Annotated in this window: 23 protein-coding genes; 12 read left to right on the top strand and 11 right to left on the bottom strand. The window is 63.9% G+C overall.

The features are described from left to right. Positions 1 to 242: 242 nt before the first annotated feature. The 5 genes from NCR37_RS07175 to NCR37_RS07155 all read right to left on the bottom strand — a co-directional run bounded on the left by NCR37_RS07175 (position 243) and on the right by NCR37_RS07155 (position 4,476). The gene (locus NCR37_RS07175; RefSeq protein WP_250472420.1) at positions 243 to 488 is read right to left on the bottom strand and encodes a DUF2795 domain-containing protein; all 246 of its coding nucleotides are present in this window, start codon (positions 486 to 488) and stop codon (positions 243 to 245) included. Between the two features lie 33 nt (positions 489 to 521). Next, positions 522 to 782: a hypothetical protein gene (locus tag NCR37_RS07170; protein ID WP_250472397.1), complete on the bottom strand. Its 261-nt coding sequence runs from the start codon at positions 780 to 782 to the stop codon at positions 522 to 524. A gap of 226 nt (positions 783 to 1,008) precedes the next feature. After that, positions 1,009 to 2,745 carry a ClcB-like voltage-gated chloride channel protein gene (locus NCR37_RS07165; RefSeq protein WP_250472396.1) on the bottom strand — a complete coding sequence of 579 codons (1,737 nt, stop codon included), beginning with the start codon at positions 2,743 to 2,745 and terminating at the stop codon, positions 1,009 to 1,011. Between the two features lie 149 nt (positions 2,746 to 2,894). Next, a complete protein-coding gene (locus NCR37_RS07160) occupies positions 2,895 to 3,698 on the bottom strand; it encodes an aldo/keto reductase (protein ID WP_250472395.1) in 804 nt (267 codons plus the stop codon). A gap of 40 nt (positions 3,699 to 3,738) precedes the next feature. Next, positions 3,739 to 4,476: a glutathione S-transferase gene (locus NCR37_RS07155; RefSeq protein ID WP_250472394.1), complete on the bottom strand. Its 738-nt coding sequence runs from the start codon at positions 4,474 to 4,476 to the stop codon at positions 3,739 to 3,741. 221 nt (positions 4,477 to 4,697) lie between these two features. Here NCR37_RS07155 and NCR37_RS07150 point away from each other — a divergent pair, with 221 nt between their 5' ends. Next, positions 4,698 to 5,936, top strand: a complete 1,239-nt coding sequence (locus tag NCR37_RS07150) for a cystathionine gamma-synthase family protein (protein WP_250472393.1) — start codon at positions 4,698 to 4,700, stop codon at positions 5,934 to 5,936. A 67-nt stretch (positions 5,937 to 6,003) separates the two neighbouring features. Here the strand turns inward: NCR37_RS07150 and NCR37_RS07145 are convergent, their stop codons facing one another. Continuing rightward, positions 6,004 to 7,068 (bottom strand): YeiH family protein, encoded by a 1,065-nt coding sequence (locus NCR37_RS07145; protein WP_250472392.1) that lies wholly within the window; start codon positions 7,066 to 7,068, stop codon positions 6,004 to 6,006. A gap of 115 nt (positions 7,069 to 7,183) precedes the next feature. Here NCR37_RS07145 and NCR37_RS07140 point away from each other — a divergent pair, with 115 nt between their 5' ends. The 8 genes from NCR37_RS07140 (at position 7,184) to NCR37_RS07105 (ending at position 14,898) form a co-directional block, all read left to right on the top strand. After that, the gene (locus tag NCR37_RS07140) at positions 7,184 to 8,074 is read left to right on the top strand and encodes a LysR family transcriptional regulator (RefSeq protein ID WP_250472391.1); all 891 of its coding nucleotides are present in this window, start codon (positions 7,184 to 7,186) and stop codon (positions 8,072 to 8,074) included. 100 nt (positions 8,075 to 8,174) lie between these two features. Beyond that, on the top strand, positions 8,175 to 8,951 hold the full coding sequence (locus tag NCR37_RS07135) for a sugar phosphate isomerase/epimerase family protein (RefSeq protein ID WP_250472390.1): 777 nt from the start codon (positions 8,175 to 8,177) through the stop codon (positions 8,949 to 8,951). A 34-nt stretch (positions 8,952 to 8,985) separates the two neighbouring features. Continuing rightward, complete coding sequence (locus NCR37_RS07130; protein ID WP_250472389.1) at positions 8,986 to 10,002, top strand: sugar kinase; 1,017 nt, start codon at positions 8,986 to 8,988, stop codon at positions 10,000 to 10,002. A gap of 75 nt (positions 10,003 to 10,077) precedes the next feature. Continuing rightward, positions 10,078 to 11,361: an MFS transporter gene (locus NCR37_RS07125; protein ID WP_250472388.1), complete on the top strand. Its 1,284-nt coding sequence runs from the start codon at positions 10,078 to 10,080 to the stop codon at positions 11,359 to 11,361. A gap of 136 nt (positions 11,362 to 11,497) precedes the next feature. Then, a complete protein-coding gene (locus NCR37_RS07120; RefSeq protein WP_250472387.1) occupies positions 11,498 to 12,469 on the top strand; it encodes a 2-hydroxyacid dehydrogenase in 972 nt (323 codons plus the stop codon). Positions 12,470 to 12,594: 125 nt separating this feature from the next. Beyond that, on the top strand, positions 12,595 to 13,689 hold the full coding sequence (locus NCR37_RS07115) for a LacI family DNA-binding transcriptional regulator (protein WP_250472386.1): 1,095 nt from the start codon (positions 12,595 to 12,597) through the stop codon (positions 13,687 to 13,689). Between the two features lie 10 nt (positions 13,690 to 13,699). Then, positions 13,700 to 14,518, top strand: a complete 819-nt coding sequence (locus tag NCR37_RS07110; RefSeq protein ID WP_250472385.1) for a YhfC family intramembrane metalloprotease — start codon at positions 13,700 to 13,702, stop codon at positions 14,516 to 14,518. 14 nt (positions 14,519 to 14,532) lie between these two features. Then, positions 14,533 to 14,898, top strand: a complete 366-nt coding sequence (locus NCR37_RS07105; RefSeq protein WP_250472384.1) for a DUF3022 domain-containing protein — start codon at positions 14,533 to 14,535, stop codon at positions 14,896 to 14,898. Positions 14,899 to 15,175: 277 nt separating this feature from the next. Here NCR37_RS07105 and NCR37_RS07100 read toward each other — a convergent pair whose 3' ends face one another. Further along, entirely contained in the window at positions 15,176 to 15,604 is a 429-nt protein-coding gene (locus NCR37_RS07100; RefSeq protein WP_250472383.1) for a PGDYG domain-containing protein, read from the bottom strand. A 158-nt stretch (positions 15,605 to 15,762) separates the two neighbouring features. Next, the gene (locus tag NCR37_RS07095; protein WP_250472382.1) at positions 15,763 to 16,290 is read right to left on the bottom strand and encodes a Spy/CpxP family protein refolding chaperone; all 528 of its coding nucleotides are present in this window, start codon (positions 16,288 to 16,290) and stop codon (positions 15,763 to 15,765) included. A 236-nt stretch (positions 16,291 to 16,526) separates the two neighbouring features. Here NCR37_RS07095 and NCR37_RS07090 point away from each other — a divergent pair, with 236 nt between their 5' ends. Both NCR37_RS07090 and NCR37_RS07085 read left to right on the top strand, forming a co-directional pair. Next, positions 16,527 to 16,982, top strand: a complete 456-nt coding sequence (locus NCR37_RS07090) for an Lrp/AsnC family transcriptional regulator (RefSeq protein ID WP_248319895.1) — start codon at positions 16,527 to 16,529, stop codon at positions 16,980 to 16,982. A 136-nt stretch (positions 16,983 to 17,118) separates the two neighbouring features. Beyond that, positions 17,119 to 18,237, top strand: coding sequence for a saccharopine dehydrogenase family protein (locus NCR37_RS07085; protein WP_250472381.1), 1,119 nt, complete (start codon positions 17,119 to 17,121; stop codon positions 18,235 to 18,237). Between the two features lie 9 nt (positions 18,238 to 18,246). Here NCR37_RS07085 and NCR37_RS07080 read toward each other — a convergent pair whose 3' ends face one another. Both NCR37_RS07080 and NCR37_RS07075 read right to left on the bottom strand, forming a co-directional pair. Further along, the gene (locus NCR37_RS07080; protein WP_250472380.1) at positions 18,247 to 18,831 is read right to left on the bottom strand and encodes a P-loop nucleotide/nucleoside kinase family protein; all 585 of its coding nucleotides are present in this window, start codon (positions 18,829 to 18,831) and stop codon (positions 18,247 to 18,249) included. Between the two features lie 17 nt (positions 18,832 to 18,848). Further along, positions 18,849 to 20,162: a cation:proton antiporter gene (locus tag NCR37_RS07075; protein ID WP_250472379.1), complete on the bottom strand. Its 1,314-nt coding sequence runs from the start codon at positions 20,160 to 20,162 to the stop codon at positions 18,849 to 18,851. A 181-nt stretch (positions 20,163 to 20,343) separates the two neighbouring features. Here NCR37_RS07075 and NCR37_RS07070 point away from each other — a divergent pair, with 181 nt between their 5' ends. After that, the gene (locus NCR37_RS07070; RefSeq protein ID WP_250472378.1) at positions 20,344 to 21,726 is read left to right on the top strand and encodes an FAD-containing oxidoreductase; all 1,383 of its coding nucleotides are present in this window, start codon (positions 20,344 to 20,346) and stop codon (positions 21,724 to 21,726) included. Positions 21,727 to 22,281: 555 nt separating this feature from the next. Here the strand turns inward: NCR37_RS07070 and NCR37_RS07065 are convergent. Next, positions 22,282 to 23,520 (bottom strand): MFS transporter, encoded by a 1,239-nt coding sequence (locus tag NCR37_RS07065; RefSeq protein WP_250472377.1) that lies wholly within the window; start codon positions 23,518 to 23,520, stop codon positions 22,282 to 22,284. Between the last annotated feature and the right edge of the window lie 30 nt (positions 23,521 to 23,550).

Genomic DNA, 23,550 nt, shown 5'->3' with positions numbered 1-23,550 from the left:
GCGCGCAGGAAGAACCGGCCGGCATCAACGCCCAGTCGAACAAGCGTGACGCGTTTCGACGCGCGCGTCGGTTTCGCTTCGCCCTCAACGACTTAAGGCAGTTCTCGGCAGGTTATCAACAGGGTGATGCACGGTTTGTGTGGACAGCGGTCCGCGTCCGCGCGAAAACAAATGCTTGCCGCATGCATTCGCAAAGTCGCCAGCGGACCGATGCTTCGTTGATTGACTTAGTGCGACGCCCCTCAACCCGCGATCCCCGGCCCGCCATTACTCCCCAGCAACTGCTCCACCGAATCCGCATCCGCATAATCCTGCTCCGGCAGGCCATCGAACACGTTGATCACATCGTTGCTCGCGCCCGCCTGCCGCGCCGCTTCGACCAACGCGGCCTTGTTCGCGGGAAACTGCACCATGCGCAGCGTCTGCGCGATCTCGTCGTCGATCGGCTCGTCGTTCAGAAGGTGGTTCTCTGCGGGCTTGTCGGTCATCATCGAATCCGGTGTTATGAAAATAAGGAGCGTTCAGGTCAGCACTTGGACCGGCTGACTCGCCATGCCATGACTCGGCGTGCGCGATTTCGGCAGTGGCACATGACGCCAGCGGGCGTGATCGAGATTTTGCGCACTGACATCCGGGGCGGGCGGCGACACCGGCCCGGCATTCACGCGCAGCGCGGCGCATGTCGCCGACGCGACCGCCGAATCCGTCGAACTGGTATGCAGCGGCGCGGCGTAGCACGACACCGAAACCAGCGCCATCGACAACAACGTTGAGGTCTTCATCGGGCAACCCCTCCTCACGTAAGCAGCCAAAAGCATCAAGCAAAGCCTATGCCGATCGTTCTTCGGCGGGCGTCCCGCGCGTTGGAGCGTCGCGCCGGGTTGCGCACCGGCGCGACGAGCGGGCGTCGCGCGACCGAACTTCGAGTGATGCGTGAACTCGCCACGCACGCCTCGGACGCGCGTTCGCCCGAAGCTGCGAGTCACGAAATTGCACGGCCGCGCAGTTTCAGCGCGTGGTCGGGTTCAGACGGAAGTATGCGTCCAGAAGCGAGGTCTTGTACACGACGCCGAGCAGGAGCGGCGCGGACTTGCGCTCGATCACCGGAAGCCGTTCGCCCTGAAACGCCAGGAAGTGCTGTAGCGCCTCGCCGAGCGACATGTCGGGCGTGAGCACGTCGAATTGCGGCTGGAGATAATCGGCGGCGGTCTTGGTCGCCGTATCGTGGGCGTCGAGCAGATCGGACGTGATGTCCTTCAGCGCGACGACGCCCCGAAAGCGCCCGGCTTCATCGATCACATAAAGGTACTTGACCGGATACTCGAGGAACACGCGCGTCATGTCCTTCACGTTCGCCGTCAGCGGCACGACCGTATCGGCGGGCTTGACGAGCTCGCGCATCTGCGTCGCGGCGAGGCGCAGCCGCTCCTTTTCCTCGCGCGTGCGGCGCAGCGTGACTTCGTACATCGAGGTCTGGTCGGAGGTGCGCGCAATGAAATACGCGACGACGCACGAGAGCATCAGCGGCAGCACGACCTGGTACGAGAGCGTCATTTCGAAGATCATCAGGATCGCCATCAGCGGCGCGTGCGTGGCGGCGGCGAGAAAGGCGCCCATGCCGACCATCGCGTAGGCGAACGGCGCGGACGTCGAATGCGGCCAGATGCCATGCACGCCGAGCCCGAAGAGACAGCCGAGCACCGCGCCCACGAAGAGCGTCGGCGTGAAGATACCGCCGACCGCGCCGGAACCCGCAGTCGCCGCCGTCGCGATGGTCTTGAAGACGAGCACCGTGAGCAGCGCCGTCCAGGTCCACGGTTGATGCAGCAGCGAGTTCACGACCTCATAGCCGTTGCCCCAGACTTCCGGCCACCATACGGAGATGATGCCGACGATCAGTCCGCCGAGCGCGAGCCGCACCGGCAAAGGCAGCGGCAGCAGCGCGAAGCGGCGTTTCGACGCCGCGAGCAGCCGCAGGAAATGCGGCGCCAGCGCGCCGCACAGCAGGCCGAGCACCACGAAAAGCAGCACTTCGACGCCCGCGATGGTCGGGAACACCGGCATCTCGTAAGGCGGCCGGTAGCCCGCGAACTCGCGCATCGTGATATTGGCGACGACCGACGACACGACAATCGGCCCGAAGCTCTCCATCGCCATGGAGCCGAGCACGATCTCGGTGACGAAGAACGCGCCGGCGATCGGCGCGTTATACGCGGAGGTGATGCCTGCCGCCGCGCCGCACGCGACGAGCAGACGCAGGCGCGGCGGATCGAAGTGAACCCATCGGCCGATGAGCGACGAGACGAGGGCGGCAAGCTGCACCATCGACCCTTCACGGCCGATGGAGCCGCCGCTCGTAATGGTGAAAAGCGACGACAGGCTTCGCCAGACCGTCTGCGAGACCGGCACCGCGCCGTCGCCGATGGTGACGGCTTCCATGTAATCGGCGTTCGCCTGCTTCTTCGCATGCCGCCGCGCCGCGATCAGGCAGAAGCCCGCGACAAGTCCGCCGGCGGCCGGCAGCACGATGCGCGCGGGCCACGGCAGCATGGTCGCCAGCGCGACGAGTCCCTCGGAGTGATTGCCCAGAAGCCGCTGCGAGAGCGCGATGCCTCCGCGAAACACGGTAGTTGCAAACGCGCCCGCCACGCCGACGACCACCGCCCAGATGAGCATCGTGTGCGAGTCGGACAGCCGGAAGAGTCGTTGCGCGTGCGTGCGCAGCTTGAGCAGGAAGGAGAGCACGGGTCGATTAGCTGTAAGCGTGGATAGCTTAGAAGCAAAAGGAATAAGGCGCCGCAAGAATAGCATTGCGCGCGGGCCCCGCAGCCCGCGCGCCCGCAAAAAAAGCCCGGCGCGCGACCGCGGGCCGGGCTCGGTCGTGCGCGGGCTGGCTACCATTTCGGCGCGAACGACGGATTCGCGTTGCGCTTGCCCTCGTCGAGCTTGTCGATTTTGGCGATGTCGTCGGGATCGAGTTCGAGCTTTTGCGCGTCCCAGTTGGCTTGCTGGTGCTCCGCATTGGTCGATGCCGAGAGCACGACGATGTCGCGCGACAGCAGCCAGGCGAACGTCACCTGCGCGGGCGTCGCGCCGTGCTTCGCGGCGATCGCCTTAATGGTCGTGTCGTTGTGGGCGCGGCCTTCGCCAAGCGGCATGTAGGCGGTGACTTTCACGCCGAGCCGCTGCGTCGCTTCGACGAGCGGGCGGTTGGCGAGGAACGGGCTAACCTCGATCTGGTTCGTGACGATCTCGCGTCCGCCGGGCGCGTTCAACGCTTCTTCGAGCAGCGGCGCGGTGAAGTTCGAGACGCCGTAGTGACGAATCAGGCCGAGCTGCTGCGCTTCCTGCATCGCGGCGAGGGTTTCGGCGATGGGCACCGCGCCGTCGGGCGACGGCCAATGGACGAGCGCCAGGTCGATGGTACCGATATCGAGCTTCGCGTGACTATCCTTCAGGCTCGCGATCAGCTTGTCGTGCGCGAGGCGATCCCACCAGACTTTCGTCGTCACCCAGACGTCGTCGCGCGCGATGCCCGAGTCGCGCACGCCCCGGCCGACGGCGGCTTCGTTGTTGTAGAACTGCGCCGTGTCGATATGGCGATAGCCGATTTGCAGCGCGCTCTTGACGGCTTGCGTGGTTTTGTCGGCATCGACGCGAAACGTGCCGAGACCGAAGGAAGGAATCGTTTCGACCATGCTGGCTCCTTTGTTGAGGTGGGTCACGCCAGGACGCGCTTCACTGCGCGTCCTGATCGAGTTCGGGGTAGTGCCGGAAGATGCCGGATTCATTGAACGGAATGCGCCGCTCCGAATCGACGTACGCCGCGATGTTCGGCCGTTCGAGCACGGCGTCATGCAGCGCCGACACGCGCGGGTAGTGAGTAGCGAACGTCTTCATCGCGCGGGGGAATGCATAATGCAATCCCTCGACGATCTGGAACATCGAAAGATCGACATAGGTGACCGTGTCGCCGATCATCTGCGTGTCGCCGTGCGGGTTCTGCGTGAGCACGCGCTCGAAATAGCCGATGAACTTCGGCACGCGCTTCTCGATGAAATTCTTCGTGCGAATCTTCGCGGCGTCTTTCTGATCTTCGTAATACAGATCGGTGGCGAGCGGATGATGCGTGTCGTGTACCTCGGCGACGAAATCCGCGATGGTCAGCTGCAATCCATGCGCGACGTAGCGCAACGCTTCGTCTTCCGGCGCAAGGTTCAGTTTCGGGCCGAGATAGAGCAGGATGTTCGCCACGTGCGGCACGATGAGTTCGCCGTCTTTCAGGAAGGGCGGCGCAAACGGAATATGCGGCTCCGTCTTGCTGTTGAGCAGCGTCATCATGGCGTCCATGCCATAACCGCTCTTCTTCGATGCGCGGGCGACATCGATGTACTCCGCACCCGCGTCTTCCAGCGCGAGCCGCACGAATTCGCCACGGCCCTGCAAGCCGTCCCAGTAATACAGTTCGTAAGCCATGCGTGAACTCCTCGTCTATCGGCCGCAAGCGGCAAGGCGCGTCCTTGAGCTGCCATCGAAGCACGATGCGCGCGGCGTGAAGCGTGATCGAAGCAACGCCTATACCCGCGCGCGGAGCGGCGATTGGCTGAAAAGCTGCGGTGTAGAATGGCCTTTTGCATGCGGTCTACATAACGCCGTATGCAGCATAAGCGATACATCGACAAGCAAGCGGAGAAGGGATGGACAAGCAAGGCTTCACCACGAGCATCGTTCACGGCGACCGCAATGCGGGCGTCGAACATGGCGGCCTGCGCCAGCCCATACATACATCGGTGCAGTACGGGTTCGAGCGCGTCGAAGACCTGATCGGCGTGTTCCAGGGCACGAAGAAGGGCGGCTATAACTACGCGCGCCAGGGCACGCCGACGACCGCGGCGCTCGAACGCAAGCTCACGATGCTGGAAGAAGGCGTCGGTTCGATCTGCTTCAGCACCGGCATGGCCGCGATCACGGCGGTGTTCCTGACGCTGTTGCGCACAGGCGATCATCTCGTGGCGAGCCGTTACGTGTTCGGCAACACGAACAGTCTCTTCAATACGCTTCGCACACTAGGTCTCGAGGTGACGACGGTCGATGCCGGCAAGACCGAACATGTTGCCGAGGCCATCACGCCGAAGACACGCATGGTCTTCGTCGAAACCATCGCCAATCCGGGCACGCAGGTGCCGGACTTGGCTGGTATCGGCGAACTCTGCCGCGCGCGCGGACTGGCTTATGTCGTCGATAACACCATTACGTCGCCCGCGCTTTTCAAGCCGAAGCACGTCGGCGCGAGCCTCGTCGTCAATTCGCTGACGAAGACCATCGCGGGTCATGGCGCGGCGCTCGGCGGTGCGGTCACAGACACGGGACTCTTCGACTGGAGCCAGTATCCGAACATCGCCGACGATTACCGCCGTGCCGGTCCGAAGGAACAAGGGCTGTTGCAAATCCGCAAGAAGGGGCTGCGGGACATGGGCGCCGCGCTGTCGTCAGAGCAGGCGCATCAAATCGCGCTCGGCGCCGAAACGCTCGCGCTGCGGGTCGCGAAGTGCAGCGACAACGCGCTTGCCCTTGCGCGCTTTCTGGAAGGTCACGAAGCCATCGGGCGGGTCTTCTATCCGGGGCTGGAGAGTCATCCGCAGCATGGCATCGCGAAGTCTTTGTTCAAAAGCGGCTCGTGGCTGCTCTCGTTCGAACTGCGCAAACCGGAGATGATGATCCACGTGATCAATGCACTGCGACTGCCCGTGAAGGCTACAGGTCTTGGCGATACGCGCACGCTCATCATTCCCGTCGCGCCGACGATCTTCTTCGAAGCGGGCGCGCAGACGCGCAAGGCGATGGGCATTTCCGACGGCATGATCCGGCTGTCGGCAGGGATCGAAGAGACCGACGATCTGATCGCGGATTTCGAGCAGGCGCTCCGGCATGCATAATGCCGAACCAAAGGCATTGAATGCAAAAGGCCGCCCATCGAGGCGGCCTTTTTATTTCATGCGTGCCTTACCCGAAGAGGCGTTCCACGCCGTACGTTATCGCGAGCCCGCCACCGATCAGCCACGCATAGAGAATGGCGCCAGTCGCGATCGCCCGGGGGCCGGCTTCACGAATCTGCGCGATGCGCGTTTCCATGCCGAGCGCGGTCATTGCCATCGTGAGAGCCAAGGTGTCGAGCGTGTTGAGCGTGCTCGTGGCGCTTTCCGGCAGGATATGCAGCGAATTGACGACGACGAGCGCGAGGAATCCGAGCGCGAACCACGGCACCGCGAGCTTGCCTTCTCCAGAGTTGACACTCGCTGCCGCATCGCCGCGTGCCCGGTTGATCCATACGCCGACCACGAGCAGCACCGGCACCAGCATCATCACGCGCGTCATCTTCACAATCGTCGCGATGTGCGTCGCCTCCGGGCTCACGTTGCTTGCCGCGCCGACGACCTGCGCGACTTCGTGGATCGTGCCGCCGAAGAAAAGCCCCGCGCCGAGCGTATCGAGGTGCAGCCATCCTGCGTGCATCGCGATCGGGTACAGGAACATCGAGAGCGTGCCGAACAGCACGACGCTTCCGACCGCCATCGCGCTCTTGTGCGGCTTCGATTGCAGCGTCGATTCGAATGCGAGCACGGCCGCCGCGCCGCAGATCGCGCTGCCGGCCGCCGTGAGGAGCGCCGTATCGCGATCGAGCTTCATGAGTTTCATGCCGACCCACGTACCGATAGCGAGCGTGCTCACGACGACGAGCGCCGATACGGCGAAGCCCGGCAAGCCGACTTGCGCGATCTCCTGAAGACTCACGCGAAGTCCGAAGAATGCCACCGCGATGCGCAGGAGCTTGCGCGCCGAAAAGTTGACGCCGGCGGCCCAGCTCTGCGGCATGCCGTCCTTAAGCGCATTGCCGTACAGCGCGCCCGCCACGATGCCGACGATCAGCGGGCTGATGCCGAGCCCGGCGATGGCAGGAAGCGCGGAAAGCCGCGTGACCGCGGCGGCGAACAACGCGACGAACAGGATGCCGTTGAGTTGACCTCGTGTGGAGGAACCAGAGGCAAGGGAGGCGGGAGCGGTGGACATGTGCGGCGTCCTTCAATGAGCATTTGAGCGATGTCGTTATCCTAGTTCCGATATATGCATATGAAAAATCGTGATTTAGAATGCCAAATATCCGCCTTGCTGATATTTCTCCGCCATGACCCCCGATCAGTTGATAACGTTCGCAACGGTAGCCGAGCACGGCAATATCAGCCGGGCGGCGGTCGCGCTGCATCTTTCGCAGCCCGCCGTGTCGGGCCAACTCCGTTTATTGAATGAAGAATTCGGCGAACCGCTATACCAGCGCGACGGACGCGGCATCCGACTCACGCCTGCGGGCGAGGGGCTGCTGGGATACGCCACGCCCTTGCGCGAAGCGTTCCGGCAGGCGCATGCGCTGCGCGACGCCATGCGCGGCTTGGAGAGCGGTACTTTGCGCATCGGCGCGAGCACGACGCCCGCGAGTTATCTGCTGCCATACCTGATCGCGGCGTTCCGCAAACGCTACCCGGAGGTCATCGTCACGACCATCGACGGGAACACGGCGGAAATCGTCGCGGCCCTCGGCGCGCTCGATGTCGCGATCATCGAGGGGCCGGCTGGCATCGGATTGCCGCCAACGGCGGGCGTGACGCCGTGGCTCGACGACGAGATCGTGGCCATCGTGCGCGCCGGGCATCCACTTGCCGACGGCCGTGCCGGCGCGACGCTGGAAGTCATCGGCGAGCATCCGCTGGTATTGCGCGAGCGCGGTTCGGGCGTGCGGCAGATCGTCGAGCGGGCGTTCGAGGAGCGCGAAGTCGGCATGCGCGTCGCGCTCGAAATCGCAGGCGTGGAGGGCGTGAAGGAAGCGGTGCGGGCGGGCATGGGCATCGGCTTCGTTTCCGCGATGTCCATCCGTCATGAGGACGATGCGCTGCGGCGTCTGCACATCGCGCCCGAGCCGCTCATGCGGCGTTTCTCGATTCTGGTGCCACATGCCGCCGCGCCGTCGCGGGCCGCCGCGCGCTTCCTCGAGATATGCGAAGACCGCGCCGCGATCGGCTAGGGAATTCCACTATGGCGTGAGCGCCTCGTCAGGGCGCAGTATCCGAACTCAGTCAGGCGCTTCGGCGTCTTTTTTCAAAAGCCACACTGGAACCGGTTCCATGAGACAGTCGAGCAGCAGCGCGAGAACCGAAGTCGTGATCGTCGCGAGCGCGTTCGGCGTCGATGCAATCCGCCGCGACGGTCATGCCGCGTGGGCGGAGAAGGCGTCACTCTCGGGCGCGGACGGTTTCGAAGTTCGTCGCGAACTGTGCGAGGACGCGAGCCTGGACGCGCTCGCGACCCTCGGCGAGTGCATTCGGGCCGCTGGTTTATGGGCAGTGCATTCGACGCCTGCCACGCTATTTTCTGCCGACGGCTCGCTAGACCACGAAGCGCTTGCGCTCGCAATCGGTGAAGCGCGGGCATTGGGTGCGCGCATCGTCAAGCTGCAACTAGGCGGCGACGAGCGCGGCGTGGCGACGGATTCGGCGACGCTGGAGGCGCTCACACGCGCCATCGACGGCGCTCCGGCTCGGGTGTTGGTCGAAAATGGTCAATTGCGGGCGGGCGGTTTGCCGAATGCATTCGAAATGCTGTTCGCCGCGCTGCCGGCCGACAGCGGTCTTGCAATGACTTTCGATACCGGCAACTGGCGCTGGGCCGATGTCGATCCGCTGGATGCCGCCAAGCGGCTCGGGCGGCACGTCGGCTATATACATTGCAAGGCGACGCAAGGCGAGGGCGCGCGGCGCTTCGCTGTGGCGCCCGCGCACGACGACACGCAGTTCGCCGCGCTTCTCGCGCATTTGCCGTCCGATGCGCCACGCGGCATCGAATTTCCCTTCCGCGACGAAGCCGACGCAGCGACTCAGGTGGCGCGCATCGCGGCGTTCTGATTTGAATTCTGTACGCAAGAGACAAGGATCGAACATGCAGGTTGAGCACGAAGCTCTGGACGTCGTCACCTACGGCGAAGCGATGACGATGTTCGTCGCCGAGCAAACGGGTGATCTCGCGTCGGTCGGCCACTTCACGAAGCGTGTCGCCGGGGCGGATCTGAATGTCGCCATCGGCTTGTCGCGGCTCGGCTTCAAAGTTGGCTGGATAAGCCGCGTCGGCCGCGATTCGTTCGGCCGCTACGTGCTTGACGTGCTCGCGGCGGAAGGCATCGACGCGCGCTGCGTGAGCATCGACGAACGCTATCCGACAGGTTTTCAGCTGAAGGGCAAATGCGACGACGGCAGCGATCCGGCGGTCGAGTATTTCCGCAAGGGCTCGGCGGCAAGCCATCTTTCGGTGGAAGACTATGTCGCGGATTACGTGCTCGGCGCGCGGCACCTGCACCTCACGGGCGTTGCGCCGGCGATTTCGGCAAGCTCGCGTGAACTCGCGTTCCATATGGCCCGCGAAATGCGTGCCGCAGGCAAGTCGATCTCGTTCGATCCGAACCTGCGCCCGACGTTGTGGCCGTCTCGGGAAGCGATGGCCGAGTCGCTGAACGCGCTCGCCGCGCTCGCCGACTGGGTTCTGCCCGGCGTGAGCGAGGGCCTCGTGCTTACCGGTTATGCCGCGCCGGAAGACATCGCGGCGTTCTATCTCGATCGCGGCGCGAAAGGCGTGGTGGTCAAGCTCGGCGCGCAGGGCGCGTACTTTCGCACCGCCGATGGCGACTCCGGCGTCGTTCCCGGCGTGCCGGTCGCGAACGTGGTCGATACCGTCGGCGCTGGGGATGGCTTCGCAGTCGGCGTCGTCAGCGCGCTGCTGGAAGGGCGCAGCGTGCGCGATGCAATTGCGCGCGGCAATCGCATCGGCGCATTGGCGATTCAGGTGATCGGCGACAGCGAAGGCCTGCCGACGCGCGAGGCGCTCGATGCGCTCGAAGCGCAGGACCAGAGCGACAAGAACGACAAAAACGACAAGACGGCCCAAGCCGCGATCATCGTCTGACATCGCGAGACGACATCGAGGCGAGCTCGATTACAACCTCGCCCTAAACCCCGACACTCAGCGTTCGGAGACAACATGCACACATCCTCGACACCCACGCTCGCCGTGCGCCGCTGGTGGGCGATCATGCCGATCGTCTTCATCACGTACAGCCTCGCGTATCTCGACCGCGCGAACTACGGCTTCGCTTCGGCCGCCGGCATCAATCAGGACCTCGGGATCAGCAAGGGACTGTCGTCGCTGATCGGCGCGCTCTTTTTCCTCGGCTATTTCTTCTTCCAGATTCCGGGCGCGATCTACGCGGAACGCCGCAGTGTCAAAAAGCTCGTGTTCTGGAGCCTCGTGCTCTGGGGCGGATGCGCGGCGGCGACGGGCATGGTCAGCAACATTCCGTCGTTGATGGCGATTCGCTTCGTGCTCGGCATCGTCGAAGCGGCAGTGATGCCTGCGATGCTGGTCTTTATCGCCAACTGGTTCACGAAGTCCGAGCGATCGCGCGCAAATACGTTCCTCATTCTCGGCAATCCGGTGACGGTGCTGTGGATGTCGGTCGTATCCGGTTATCTCGTGAATTCTTTCGGCTGGCGTCACATGTTCGTCGCCGAAGGTCTCCCGGCGATCGTGTGGGCGGTGATCTGGTGGTTCATCGTCAAGGACAAGCCCGCGCAGGTGAGCTGGCTCTCCGATCAAGAGAAGCGCGATCTCGATGCGACGCTGCGCGCGGAACAGGCCGCGATCAAGCCGGTGAAGAACTATCGCGAAGCCTTCAAGTCGCCCGCGGTCATGAAGTTGTGCGCGCAGTATTTCTGCTGGAGCATCGGTGTCTATGGCTTCGTGCTGTGGCTTCCGTCAATCCTCAAGAGTGGCTCGACGCTCGGCATGGTCGAGACGGGGTGGCTTTCGGCGGTGCCTTATCTCGCGGCCACCATTGCGATGCTGCTGGCCTCATGGGCATCCGACAAGCTCCAGGCGCGCAAGGCGTTCGTGTGGCCTTTCCTGCTGATCGGCGCGGTGGCGTTCGCGGGTTCGTATCTGCTTGGGACAACTAACTTCTGGGCTTCGTACACCTTGCTCGTGATTGCCGGTGCGGCCATGTATGCGCCGTACGGACCTTTCTTTGCGATCGTGCCCGAGCTGCTGCCGAAGAACGTCGCAGGCGGAGCGATGGCGCTTATTAATAGCATGGGCGCGCTGGGCTCCTTCGTGGGTTCTTACGTGGTCGGGTATCTGAACGGCGCGACCGGGTCGCCGGCGGCTTCGTATGTGTTCATGAGCGTTGCGCTCTTGCTTTCTGTTTGGTTCACGTTGGCTGTCAAGCCTCAAGCGGCCGTTCCGGCTTCGGGGGTTTTGCGGTCTTGATGTATGCGGTTTCTTGAAACTTGCATCATCGGTATGGTGGCCTTCAATCGCACAACGGATGAACTGAAACGTTAAGCTAAGGCAAGAACCGCAAAGAGAACTCATCGCTCACAGGGCGCAAACCTGAATTCCGACCATGACCCAGAAAAAGATCGTAGCCTACAAGCCCCTACCGCCCGACGTAGAAGCGTACCTTCGCACGCACGCGGAAGTTGTCAACGTCGATCCGAAGGAACACGCCGCGTTTGTAGCGGCGCTCAAGGACGCCGACGGCGCCATCGGCGCAAGCGTGAAGATTACGCCCGACATGCTCGAAGGCGCCACGCGCCTCAAGGCGTTATCGACCGTATCGGTAGGCTTCGACAACTTCGACGTCGACGACCTGACGCGTCGGGGCATCGTCCTGACGCACACGCCCGACGTGCTGACCGAATCCACCGCCGATACGGTCTTCGCGCTGATCCTTGCGAGCGCGCGCCGCGTCGTCGAACTCGCCGAATGGGTGAAGGAAGGCAACTGGAAGGGAAGCATCGGCGAAGCATGCTTCGGCGTCGACGTGCAGGGCAAGACGCTCGGTATCGTCGGGCTCGGACGCATCGGCGGGGCAGTCGCGCGGCGTGCGGCGCTCGGCTTTCGCATGAACGTGCTCTATACGAACAGGCAGCCCAACGAGCAAGCCGAGCAGCAATACGGCGCGAAGCGCGTGCCGCTCGACGAACTGCTCGCGCAGTCCGATTTCGTCTGTCTGCAAGTGCCGCTGACGCCCGAGACGCGCGGTCTCATCGGTGCGGATAAACTGAGGATGATGAAGGCGAGCGCGATCCTCATCAACGCTTCACGCGGGCCCACCGTCGACGAAGCCGCGCTCATCGAAGCCCTGAAAAACGGCACGATTCGCGCCGCCGGTCTCGATGTGTTCCAGCAGGAGCCGTTGCCAGCCGATTCGCCGCTTCTCTCGATGAAGAACGTCGTTGCGTTGCCGCACATCGGCTCGGCCACGCACGAAACGCGGCATGCAATGAACCGCAATGCGGCCGAGAATCTGATCGGCGCGCTCGACGGCACGCTCACCGAAAACATCGTCAACCGCGAAGTGCGCATGCGCTGACAGCGGTGGGATCGGCGCGTCGCATGCGATAACATGCGCTTGGGCGGCACGCTTGCACCGCCTTGCATTTTGCATGCAACGCGCATCGGCGCTTGAAGAGTGCGAGCCCGGCCTCACGACACATCATGTCCGACGATCCCAACAAGCAGACTTCTCGCCCGCTGACTTTTGCCGCACGACGCGCGACGATCACCGATGTCGCGCGCGAGGCCGGCACCGGCAAGACCAGCATTTCGCGGTATTTGAACGGCGAGACGGGCGTGCTCTCGCTCGAATTGCGCGAGCGCATCGAAGCGGCCATCGCGAAGCTCGACTATCGGCCGAACCAGATGGCGCGCGGCCTGAAACGCGGGCGCAACCGGCTGATCGGCATGTTGCTCGCCGACCTCACCAATCCCTATTCGGTCGAGGTGCTGCAAGGCGTCGAGGCCGCTTGCCACGCGCTCGGCTACATGCCGCTCATCTGCCATGCCGCAAACGAGGTCGACATGGAGCGGCGTTATCTGCAACTGCTCACCACCTATCGCGTGGAAGGCGTGATCGTCAACGCGCTCGGCGTAAAGGAAGAGCTGTTGCAGGGCTTCACGCAAGGCGGCATTCCGGTCGTGCTCGTGGACCGCACGGTCGAAGGCATCGTCACGGATATGGTCGGGCTCGACAATCCTGCCGCCGTCGCGCTCGCCACGCGTCATCTCGTCGATGCAGGCTTCGACGAGTTGCTCTTCATCGTGCAGCCGGTGACGCACGTGAGTTCCCGACGCTTGCGCGAAACCGCGTTTCGCGGGACCGTCGCGGCGCTCGGCGCAAGCGGTTCCACGCTCGTGCTCGATCTCTCGGATGCCGCGTCCGCGCTCGCCGAAATGGACCGGCGTGTCGATGCGGCGCGCTCGGCCGGCAAGCGCGTGGCGCTTTTCGCGGCGAACGGGCCGGTTGCGCTGCGCGTCGCCGTGCACCTGAAGGAGCGGCACGGCCCGGACTGGCAGGCGAGCGTCGCGCTGCTCGCCATCGACGATTCTGAATGGGCGGAACTCGCGGGCATGACGGCGGTTCGTCAGCCGACCTACGACATCGGCCGGCGCGCGGTCGAGTTTCTGCACGAGCGGCTCGGCGGTGCGTTGATGCCGGCGCGCGAGTGCCTTCTGCCGGGCGAACTCGTCGTGCGATCCTCGACGCAACGCCCGGCCGGCATCACGCGACAGCCGGCGACTCACGGACTCTGAAGGAACCTGAATGGTCAGCATCCCGACGCTGGCGGGCCTCGTATTCGTGACGCTCGTCGTCGCGGCCATGCCCGTCGTCTTGTACCGAAAGCTGCGCACGCCTTTTCGGCTGGTGCCGCGCGAGCCGATTATCGGCATCGCGGTCTTCGCGCTCTTTGCGATGGTCATCGAGCGCGCGCTGCACGGCTTCGTGCTCGGCAATGCGGTAACGTCGCACTGGTTGTCGAATCCTGTCGTATTCGTCGTGTACGGCGCGCTCGCGGCAGGCGTATGCGAGGAAGCGGGGCGCTTCGCCGGCATCAAGTGGCTAATCCGGCGCGAGCCCGGCGCGCTGGAACGACACGGCCCGGCGCTCGGCTACGGCATCGGTCACGGCGGGGCGGAGGCCTGGATCGTCGGCGCACTGGTGCAGGCGCAGTGGATCGTGTATGCAATCCTTGCGAATAACGGCACGCTCGACGCGCATTTCGAAAGCGCGCCGCTCGACGCCCTCGCGCGCATTCACATGATCCTCATGAGTTTGTCGCCGGTGTCGGCGGGCATCTTTCTGGTCGAGCGCGTGAGTGCATTCGTCTTCCAGCTTGGCTTCTCGGCGCTCATGTGGCAACTACTGCGCGAGCGCTCGCGTGCTGCTCTTGGCGTGCTGATCGCCGCTCATGCGCTCGTCGGGCTCCCGGCTGCACTGTTCCAGGCGCGCATGATTCCGCTCATCGCGGCGGATGCAGTGTATCTCGTGCTGGGCGTGATCGTCGCGCTCGCGCTCGTGCGCTACTATCGCCGCGCCGCCGAAGCCGATAATTCATCGTCTCCCGCCGCGGGCCAACTCTGAACGACCGAAACCGAATGGACGATTACCAATACGACTGCGCGAGCGCGGATATCGACATGCTCGCGCACGTGATCAGCGATCTCTTCCCCGAGCAGACGCAGTTCGCCGAGCGCATCGACGACAACGGCCGCACTTCGCTGATGATTCACTACATTGCGATGCGCTTCGGCTCGACGGCGCGGCGCATCACCATCGACGTGCGCTTCGATCAGGGCGCGCTTGCGCGATACCGCGCGCTGCCGCCGCGCTCGCAGGCGCGCGGTTACGCGGTGCTGCGGGCCTATGTCGAGGCGACGCTCGGCTCGCTGGAAGAACGCTATGCGAACGGGGAGGCCGTGCCGCGCGAGCTTGAGATCGAAATGGGCGATGACTTCGCTTGAGTGCGCTTAGGGCTGCGCGTGAAGATCGAGAGCGTTGAAACCGTTCGAAGCAGTTCGAAGCAGGTCGAAGCAGTTCGAGCGGCTAAGGCACCTTCATGCCGTCGACGCGTATGGATCTCGTCTACGCTTTGACCGTATGGCGCTTGCAGCGTTGAAAGCGCAAGCGTTGCACGCGCTCAGCGGCACTTGGGATCATCCTGGGTGCTATCAGAAGTAGAGGGGCACTTGCAGATGCCGAGGCGTTCACGCCTCTTGAGAACCCGTTCAGTCGAGAAGCTCAAGCGTCGCGATACACCTTCGCGAATCGCGCCGCCTTGACCACGCCATAATCGCCCGGTGCATACTGCATCACCCAGTCGCCGGGCTCGCCTGTCAGCACGTCGCCCGCAGCGGAGCGCGCGATGCTGAACGGCTCCTGCATCTGCTTCGCGAGCACGACGCTCGGCCGGTTCCGATACGTGCCCGGCTCACCATGCGCGATGCCGCCTTCGGGCGCGTACTTCGCGTCGAAACGTTCGCGCGACACGACCCAGCGTTCGCCCGATGCGCCCGTCACGACGGCGTCGCCCGTCGCATAACGGTTCGGTCCTTCAAGACTCAGTAGTTCACCGGCGGCAGCCGCGAATTCAACGGTAACGGCCTCATTCTTTACGACGCGGCGCGCGACAGGATCATTCGAGAGGTCGGGTTGGGCAAGTTCGAGCATGAGAAAGATGAAGGCATGAAGACGAGGTGAAGACCGCGATGCTAACGGCTATCGCGGCATTTTGCATCCATCGCGCCGCACAGCATGCCGCATGCAAAATACAGAAAGGCCCGCATCGATGAGATGCGGGCCTCTCATTCCGCGACAATCGCCGGTATTTAAGGCTTCGTCGTCGATGCAGCGTCCGCACCGGACGCGCGCGGATGCCGCGGCCCATGTTCACGACGACCGTGGTGTTCGCCGTCCTGACGGAAGCTCGTGTCGGCGAGCTTCTTCTGCTCGGGCGAGAGGCTCGCGTACAGCGGTTCGAATGCGTCGACCAGACGCTTCGTGCCGTCCGCATTGGCTTGCGTGATTTGCTGATACTGCTTCATGTCGTCGAGCGCGGACATGGTGTCGCGTTGCGCAATGCGTTGGCGATACAGATCCGCCATCGTGCGGGCGTTTTCACGCATGGCGTCGGCGAACGGCGCCCACTGTGCTTCCTGCGCGGACGTAATCTTTAGACTTGAATGCAATTGGGCGATGCGTTCTTCGACGCGCGCTTCGCGCTTGGAGCCTGCTGGCGCCGACGCGGGTTGGGCAGCGACGGCAGGAGTGGATGCGCTTGCCGCAGGCGCCGACGATTGTGCGAAGACCGCCGTGACGGCGCAGGATGCCGCCAGTGCGACGAGTGTTTTTTTCATTCGTAAGCCTTTCGATCAATGGAAAAGTGGCGAGCCGCGTGACCCGGGCCCCGTTCAACAGCAGGGGCCGGCTAGACCGCGAGAATGACGCCATCGCCCGATATTAGTATCACGAATGAGCGACAATCCGCCTGCATTGCCACAACTGCTTACATTCGATACGTCTCTGGAAAAATGCGCATCGAATAAAGAATGCAAGACACAACGATGCAAAGCCAAGCGAAGGGGATGACGACATGAGACCACCGCGCCTCGATCAACTCGATGACATCGACCGCAACCTGGTCGCGCTCTTGCAGACCAATGCCCGTGACAGCGTGGCGAATCTCGCGCGGCAATTAGGCGTCGCGCGCACGACGGTCATTGCCCGCATCGCGCGGCTGGAGAAGAACAACGTAATTGCGGGCTACGGCGTGCGACTCGGGCAGGACGTGCTCGACGCGAGCATTCAGGCGTATGTCGGCATCAAGCTCGCGCCGAAGTACGGCCGGGATGTCCAGAAACGTCTCGCGCGCATGCCCGAAGTCCAACTGCTGTGCGCGGTGAGCGGCGAATTCGATTACGTCGCGTGGCTTCGCGCAGATTCGCCGGACCGTCTCAACGACATGCTGGACGAGATCGGCGCGCTCGAAGGAGTGGAGCGGACGACGACGTCGATCATTCTGGCGCGCAAGATCGACCGCACCGGCTAGGGCATGCAAAATACAAATCGCATCGTACGGTCGTCAAAATGACGAAAATCATCGCCACTTCGCATCATTTTGCGTCTAGGATCAATATTCGCGGGCTCCTACACTGAGGCGTTCATGCCCCAACAAGGAGATAAAGATGAAAGTGGCACTGGTCGGCGCCGGATTGATCGGTCAAAGCATTGCGCATCTGCTGAGTGAAACGGGCGACTTCGAGGTCGTCGCTTTCGATCGCGACGAACACGCGCTCGCGCAACTCGACGCGCAGGGCATCGCGACCCGCCGCGTCGATTCGGCCGATACGCCGGCCTTGCGTCACGCGCTCGGCGGTTTCGATGCGCTCGTCAACGCGCTGCCGTATTACCTCGCGATCGGCGTGGCATCCGCGGCAAAGGCGGCGGGTGTGCACTACTTCGATCTGACTGAGGACGTGCGCGCGACGCACGCGATTCGCGCCATCGCCGACGGATCGCATACTGCATTCATGCCGCAATGCGGGCTCGCGCCGGGTTTTATCGGCATCGTCGCGCATGATCTCGCCGGACGGCTCGACAACCTGCGCGAAGTGAAGATGCGCGTCGGCGCGCTGCCGCAGTTCCCGACCAACGCATTGAAGTACAACCTGACGTGGAGCATCGACGGCCTCATCAACGAGTATTGCCAGCCGTGCGAAGCGGTGCGCGAAGGCCGCACGCAATGGGTGCAGCCACTGGAAGGCGTCGAACATTTCTCACTGGACGGCATCGAGTACGAAGCGTTCAACACGTCGGGCGGACTCGGGACGCTGTGTGAAACGCTCGCGGGAAGAGTCGAGACGCTGGACTACAAGTCGGTGCGCTATCCGGGGCATCGCGACCTGATGAAGTTCCTGCTCGAGGACCTGCGCATGTCCACCGACCGCGACGGCCTCAAGGCGATGCTCAAGCGTGCGGTTCCCTCGACGGCGCAGGACGTGGTGCTGATCTTCGTCACGGTGACCGGCATGCGCGGCGGCGGCAGCGACCAACTGATCCAGCACGTCTTCACGCGGAAGATCTTCGCTAAGGATGTATGCGGCATGCCAATGAGCGCAATTCAGATTACGACGGCGGGCGCGGTGTGCGCCGAACTGGACCTGTTCCGCGAAGGCATCTTGCCGCAGAGCGGGTTCGTGCGGCAGGAGCAGGTTCCGCTCGATGCGTTTCTCGCGAACCGCTTCGGCAAGCTCTACGAAGGGGCGAACGCGCTGGAGACGACGCGCCGTCTCGCGGTCGCGTAACGCTCTCAGTCATGTGTGAGCGACGAGGCGCGCCAGCAGACGCGCCTCATCCTCCGCAGTCGAGGCCGTGTTGTCGAACATCAGCAGATCGGCGGCGAGCGCGTCGTCGGGAAAGAAAAGGCGCTGGCGGTAGTCCTCCCAGTGCGCGAGTTTGTATGCATCATTCGGTTCCGCACGCGCGGCGATGCGCTCCCGCGCGACGTCCTCTCCGACATGCACCCACACCACGCGAATCGTCACATCGTCGTCGATGCCGAGCCATGCGCGATCGAACAGCCGCCGCTCGCGCACTTCGCGCGATAGTGGCGCGACCACGACCACACTCACGCCGAGCGCCAGATTTTCCGCGGCCGTATCGACGAGGCTTCGATATTCCGGGTCGCGCAGATGCTTGATGAAAAGCGGGCTGTCGCGGTCGTGCGGGTCGCCCGTCAGCGCGCCGATGGCCGCCGCGCTGTACGCGCCGTAGAGCGTGTCTTTGTCGAGCAGACAGAACGGCTCGCCCGTTTCATGCATGAGCGGCGCGAACAGGCGTTTGGCGAGCGTCGTCTTGCCGGTTCCGGCGTGACCGCAAAAGAAAAGCAAGTGCTTCATGAGATCGTATCTTGTATTCAATCGTCTTCATGCGCGCGCTGATAGCGGTTCATCAGCGGCGTCGATGTCACACCATGCACGATGACCGACGCCGTGATCGCCGCGATGATGATCGGCGTGAGCGGGGCGGCGACCTGTTTGGGCGCGTGCTCGATCGCATAGAGCAGATAGTAGAACGAGCCGACTCCGCGGATGCCGAACCAGCTCATCAATAGTCGCTGCCCGCGCGACGCGCACGAGCCGACGAGCGACGCCTGCACCGCCAACGGCCGTATCACGAGAAAAAGCCCGCCGATGATGATGACCGCGCGCCACGTGAACACATCGCGCCAGATCGTCGCGAGCACGGAGCCGACGAGCAGCATGATCGCCACTTCGGCGATGCGTTCGAGCTCGATCGTGAAGCCGTGCACGCGCTCGGCCATGAACGCGTACGCGCGATCGGGATCGGCTGCGGTCGCGCTGATGTCCCCGACATCCACGGTGCCGACGGCTTCCCGCGCGCCCTTGTCGCCGCTTTCGCGATGCTCGACGCGCCGCATCGCAAGTCCTGCCGCGAACACGGCGAGGAACGAATACGAATGCAGCAACTCGGCGACGCCGTACGACAGCGCGATCAAACCAAGCGCATAAAAGCCTTCCGAGCCCAGCGCTTCGCCGTGACGCGTGCGCAAGTAGCCCACGACGCGCACCGTCAGTTCGCCGAGCAGCCAGCCGCTCCCAATCGCTGCGAGCGTGCCCCATACGGCCCGCAGGACGAAGCTCCATTGCAACGCATCGTGCGGCGATGCTTCGAAGCGGCACACCGCAATGCCGAGCAGCGCGAACGGTAGCGCGATGCCGTCGTTCAGGCCGCCTTCGGCGGTCAGCGAGAAGCGCAGCAGATCGGTGTCGCCGGGGGCTTCGACCTGGACGTCGTGCGCGAGGACGGGATCGGTCGGCGCGAGCATCGCGGACAGCAGCAACGACGCGCCCCACGACATGCCGAGCCCATACGTGCATAGCAGCGTGAGCACGCCAATGGTCAGCACCATTGCGACGAAGCCCAGACGCAGCGGCAGCAGCCAGCGGCGGTCGGTGGGCGGCACGCGCAGGCGCAGGCCGATGGCGAACAGCGACACCAGCATGCCGACTTCGGTGATGAGGCGCAGGACGGCCGTGTCGCCGTCGAGCCGGACATGCAGCAGGTTCGCGACGCCCGGCCCGAGCAGGAAGCCGATGGCCAGATAGCACATGGCGGTGCTGATCGGAAGGCGTTTGAATGTCGAACTGGCGAGCGCCATGAGAATGAGCACGCCGCCGACGACGAGAAACCAGATCGTCTCGGTCATGAAAGCCTTGAAGCGGTGAGTCGGTTCGAGCCGGGCGAAAGGCCAATGGGGTGGGGCGAGCACGGAGCATGCCCGTATGCGGCGTTCGGCGTAAGATGGCCGGGCATCGCCATCGGCTAATCTTCGTCTTCGTCGTCGTCTTCGTCTTTGCGTTGCGCACAACGGTCAGGGAGGCTCCAGCATGTCACAGCATTTCGATGCAGTCGTCATCGGCACAGGGCAGGGCGGCTCGCCCCTCGCCGTGCGACTCGCGCAAAGCGGCAAGCGCACCGCCGTCGTCGAGCGGCATCTTTTCGGTGGGACCTGCGTGAACTTCGGCTGCACGCCGACCAAAACCTACGTTGCGAGCGCGCGCGCGGCGCACGTTGCGCGCACGGCGGCGAAATACGGCGTGGATATCGGCGGGCCCATTACGGTCGACATGGCGCGCGTGAAGGCGCGCAAGGACGAAGTGATCGGCGCGTCGCGCAACGGCATCGAGCAATGGCTCCATGAAACGCCGAATGTGACGGTATTCAAAGGACACGCACGCTTCACCGGTCAGCATGCGCTCTCTATCGAAGGCAGCGGCGGCGAAACACACCTTATCGACGCCGGCATGATCTTCATCAACACCGGCACGCGCGCCGCGGTGCCGGCCATCGACGGGCTCGACAGCGTGCCCTATCTCACCAATTCGAACGTTCTCGAACTGACGCAAGTGCCCGAGCATCTCGTGATCGTCGGCGCAAGCTATATCGCGCTTGAGTTCGGGCAGATGTTCCGGCGCTTCGGCAGCCGCGTCACGCTGCTCGTGCGCGGCGAGCGCATCCTGACGCGCGAGGACGCCGATATCGCTCGCGCGATACAGGACGTGCTCGTGCGCGAAGGCATCGAGTTTCGCTTCGGCGCAGAGCCGCAGCGCGTCGAACGAACGAACGAGGGTGTGCGCATTTCGCTGCGCGACGAATCCATCGACGCGTCGCATCTTCTCTTCGCGACGGGACGCACGCCGAATACCGACGATCTCGGACTCGACAAGGCCGGCATCGACGTGAACCGGCACGGCCTGATCGACGTGGACGGCCAGCTGCGCACGAAAGTGGATGGCGTCTGGGCAATCGGCGACGTGAACGGGCGCGGCGCTTTCACGCATACGTCGTGGAACGACTATGAGATCGTCGCGGCGAATCTGCTCGATGGCGAATCGCGCAGCGTCGATACGCGCATCATGACGTACGCGGTGTTCGTCGATCCACCGTTCGCTCGCGTCGGCATGAGCGAGGAAGAGGTGAGACGGGACGGCCGCGACGCGCTCATCGCGACAATGCCGATGTCGCGCGTCGGCCGGGCGCGGGAACGCGGCGAGACGGACGGCTTCATGAAAGCGCTCGTCGATGCGAAGACGAAGCGCATTCTCGGCGCGGCGATTTTCGGCATCGAAGGGGACGAAGTGATTCATACGTTCGTCGACATCATGAATGCGGACGCACCGTACACCACGCTGCAACGCGCGATGCACATTCACCCGACGGTGAGCGAACTGGTGCCGACTTTGTTGGGCGATTTGAAGCCGCTGCGGTGAGCGCGGCGCAGCGTTTCATGCAAGGCGCGGCGGCATTATGAATGCCGGGGCGCGACGCGGGGCGCGCCATGCAAGTTCGACCGTTGCTGCGCGAATTGACGTTAGCTTTGTCGGGCCATCTCAGGCCGCTGGCGCAACCACGCGCGCCGGGTTTTTTGCGTACGGGGCGACGGCATTATGAATGCCAACGCGCCATGCACTACTGCCTTGCACTTAATGCAAATGGAAATCGAAGGTCAGCGAGCTGATATAGCCGTTGTTGTGCGACCCAGACCCGCCGACACAATCGCGCCCGTCGCGTCAAACACCCACAGCGCGACGGCATTAAGAATGCCCGACACTGCATGAACCGCGCTGCAATGCGCGATGCACACTGATGGGACGGCGTGAACCCGTGCCGCTGTTCATCAACGTTCCGAACCCGCCCAAGATTCCGCGCTCACTGCCATTCCAGTTCCGGCGCAACGTCCGCGTCGCGCGTCTCTTGCATTCTGAATGCCAACGCGCCGAACAACGAAGACCGCACCCTGTCGCGAAGTACGTGCGACCCACAGCTCAAGCCTCAACCGGCGGCTTCTGCACGTTCTTCGCCGCGACTTCCGCCCCCCGCGTTTCCGGCATCGCGAGCCAGACGAGCGCGACCGCGATCGCGCCCGCCGCCGCCAGCCCGAAGAAGCTCATCGCCGTGCCGAAGCGGTCGGCGGCGAAACCGGCCGCCGCCGTCGAAAGCGTTGCGCCGACGCCCGCCGCGAGGCCGAAGAAGCCGATCGTCAGGTTGTAGTGGCCGCGTCCGCCAGCGACATCGGCGGCAATGAGCGGCAGCATCACGCCGAATACGGCCGCGCTGATGCCGTCGAGCATCTGCACCGGCACGAGCAGATACGGACTGCTGACGCCCGCAAACAGTAGCGCGCGCACCGGCAACGCACAAAAGCCGAGAATCAACACCGGACGGCGTCCCCACTTCTGCGCCTGCCGTCCGACCCAGGGCGAAAGGGCTGCCACGATGAACTGCGGCACGATGATGCACGCTGCAATCACGAGTTGAACGTTGTCGCCCATGTGCGCCGTCACCTCGCCGGCGGCGAGATTGAGCATCGCCGCGTTCGAAAGGTGAAACAGCACGACGCACGCGGCGAAGATCAGCAGGCGCTTGTCTTTCAGCAGTTCGCGCAGCGATTCGCGCTCCTCGCCCTCCGGCGTGAGCTTCGGCTTGCCGGGCGTGCGCGGCACGGCGGGCAGCGGATCGTAATGAATCATGCGCAGCGCGAAAATGGCGGGCAGCGCGAGCGCCGCCGTCAGGAAGAACACCGAGCGCAGCGACAGATACTCGCCGAACGCGCCCATCAGCGCCGCCGTGAGCGCGCTGCCGATGGACGCCCAGCGCGCATTGCGCCCGAGCCGGTCGCCGAGATCGGCGCGCGAGACGAGCGCGAGCGAGATCGCGGCCATCGCCGGGACGAGCATGCAGCTCGCGAAGCCGTGCAGCACTTCCGCCGCGAACACGGGGACGAACGTCGGACTCGCGGCGAGCAAGAGCGCGCTCGCGATGATCGCGACGATCGCCGAAAGGGCCGCGAACTTCTTGTTGCGCATGGCGTCGACGAGCGCGCCCGCGGGAAGCTGGCTCGCCATCGCGCTGATCGTGCCGACGGACAGCATCAGGCCGATCTCGCCCTGCGTCCACTTGTTGGCCGCAAGGTACGAAGCGATGAACGGGCCGAAGCCGGTCTGCACGTTGGCGACAAAGAAGTTCAGCCAGTCGAGCGCGCGCAGACTGCGTGCAATTACCATGTCGTGAATCGGTTATCCATGTGGTGTTCC

It is taken from the genome of Caballeronia sp. GAFFF1 (genome assembly GCF_023630705.1).
Lineage (GTDB): Bacteria > Pseudomonadota > Gammaproteobacteria > Burkholderiales > Burkholderiaceae > Caballeronia.
The sequence above is the reverse complement of the archived record's forward strand: the minus strand, read 5'-3'. Positions and strand labels throughout refer to the sequence as shown.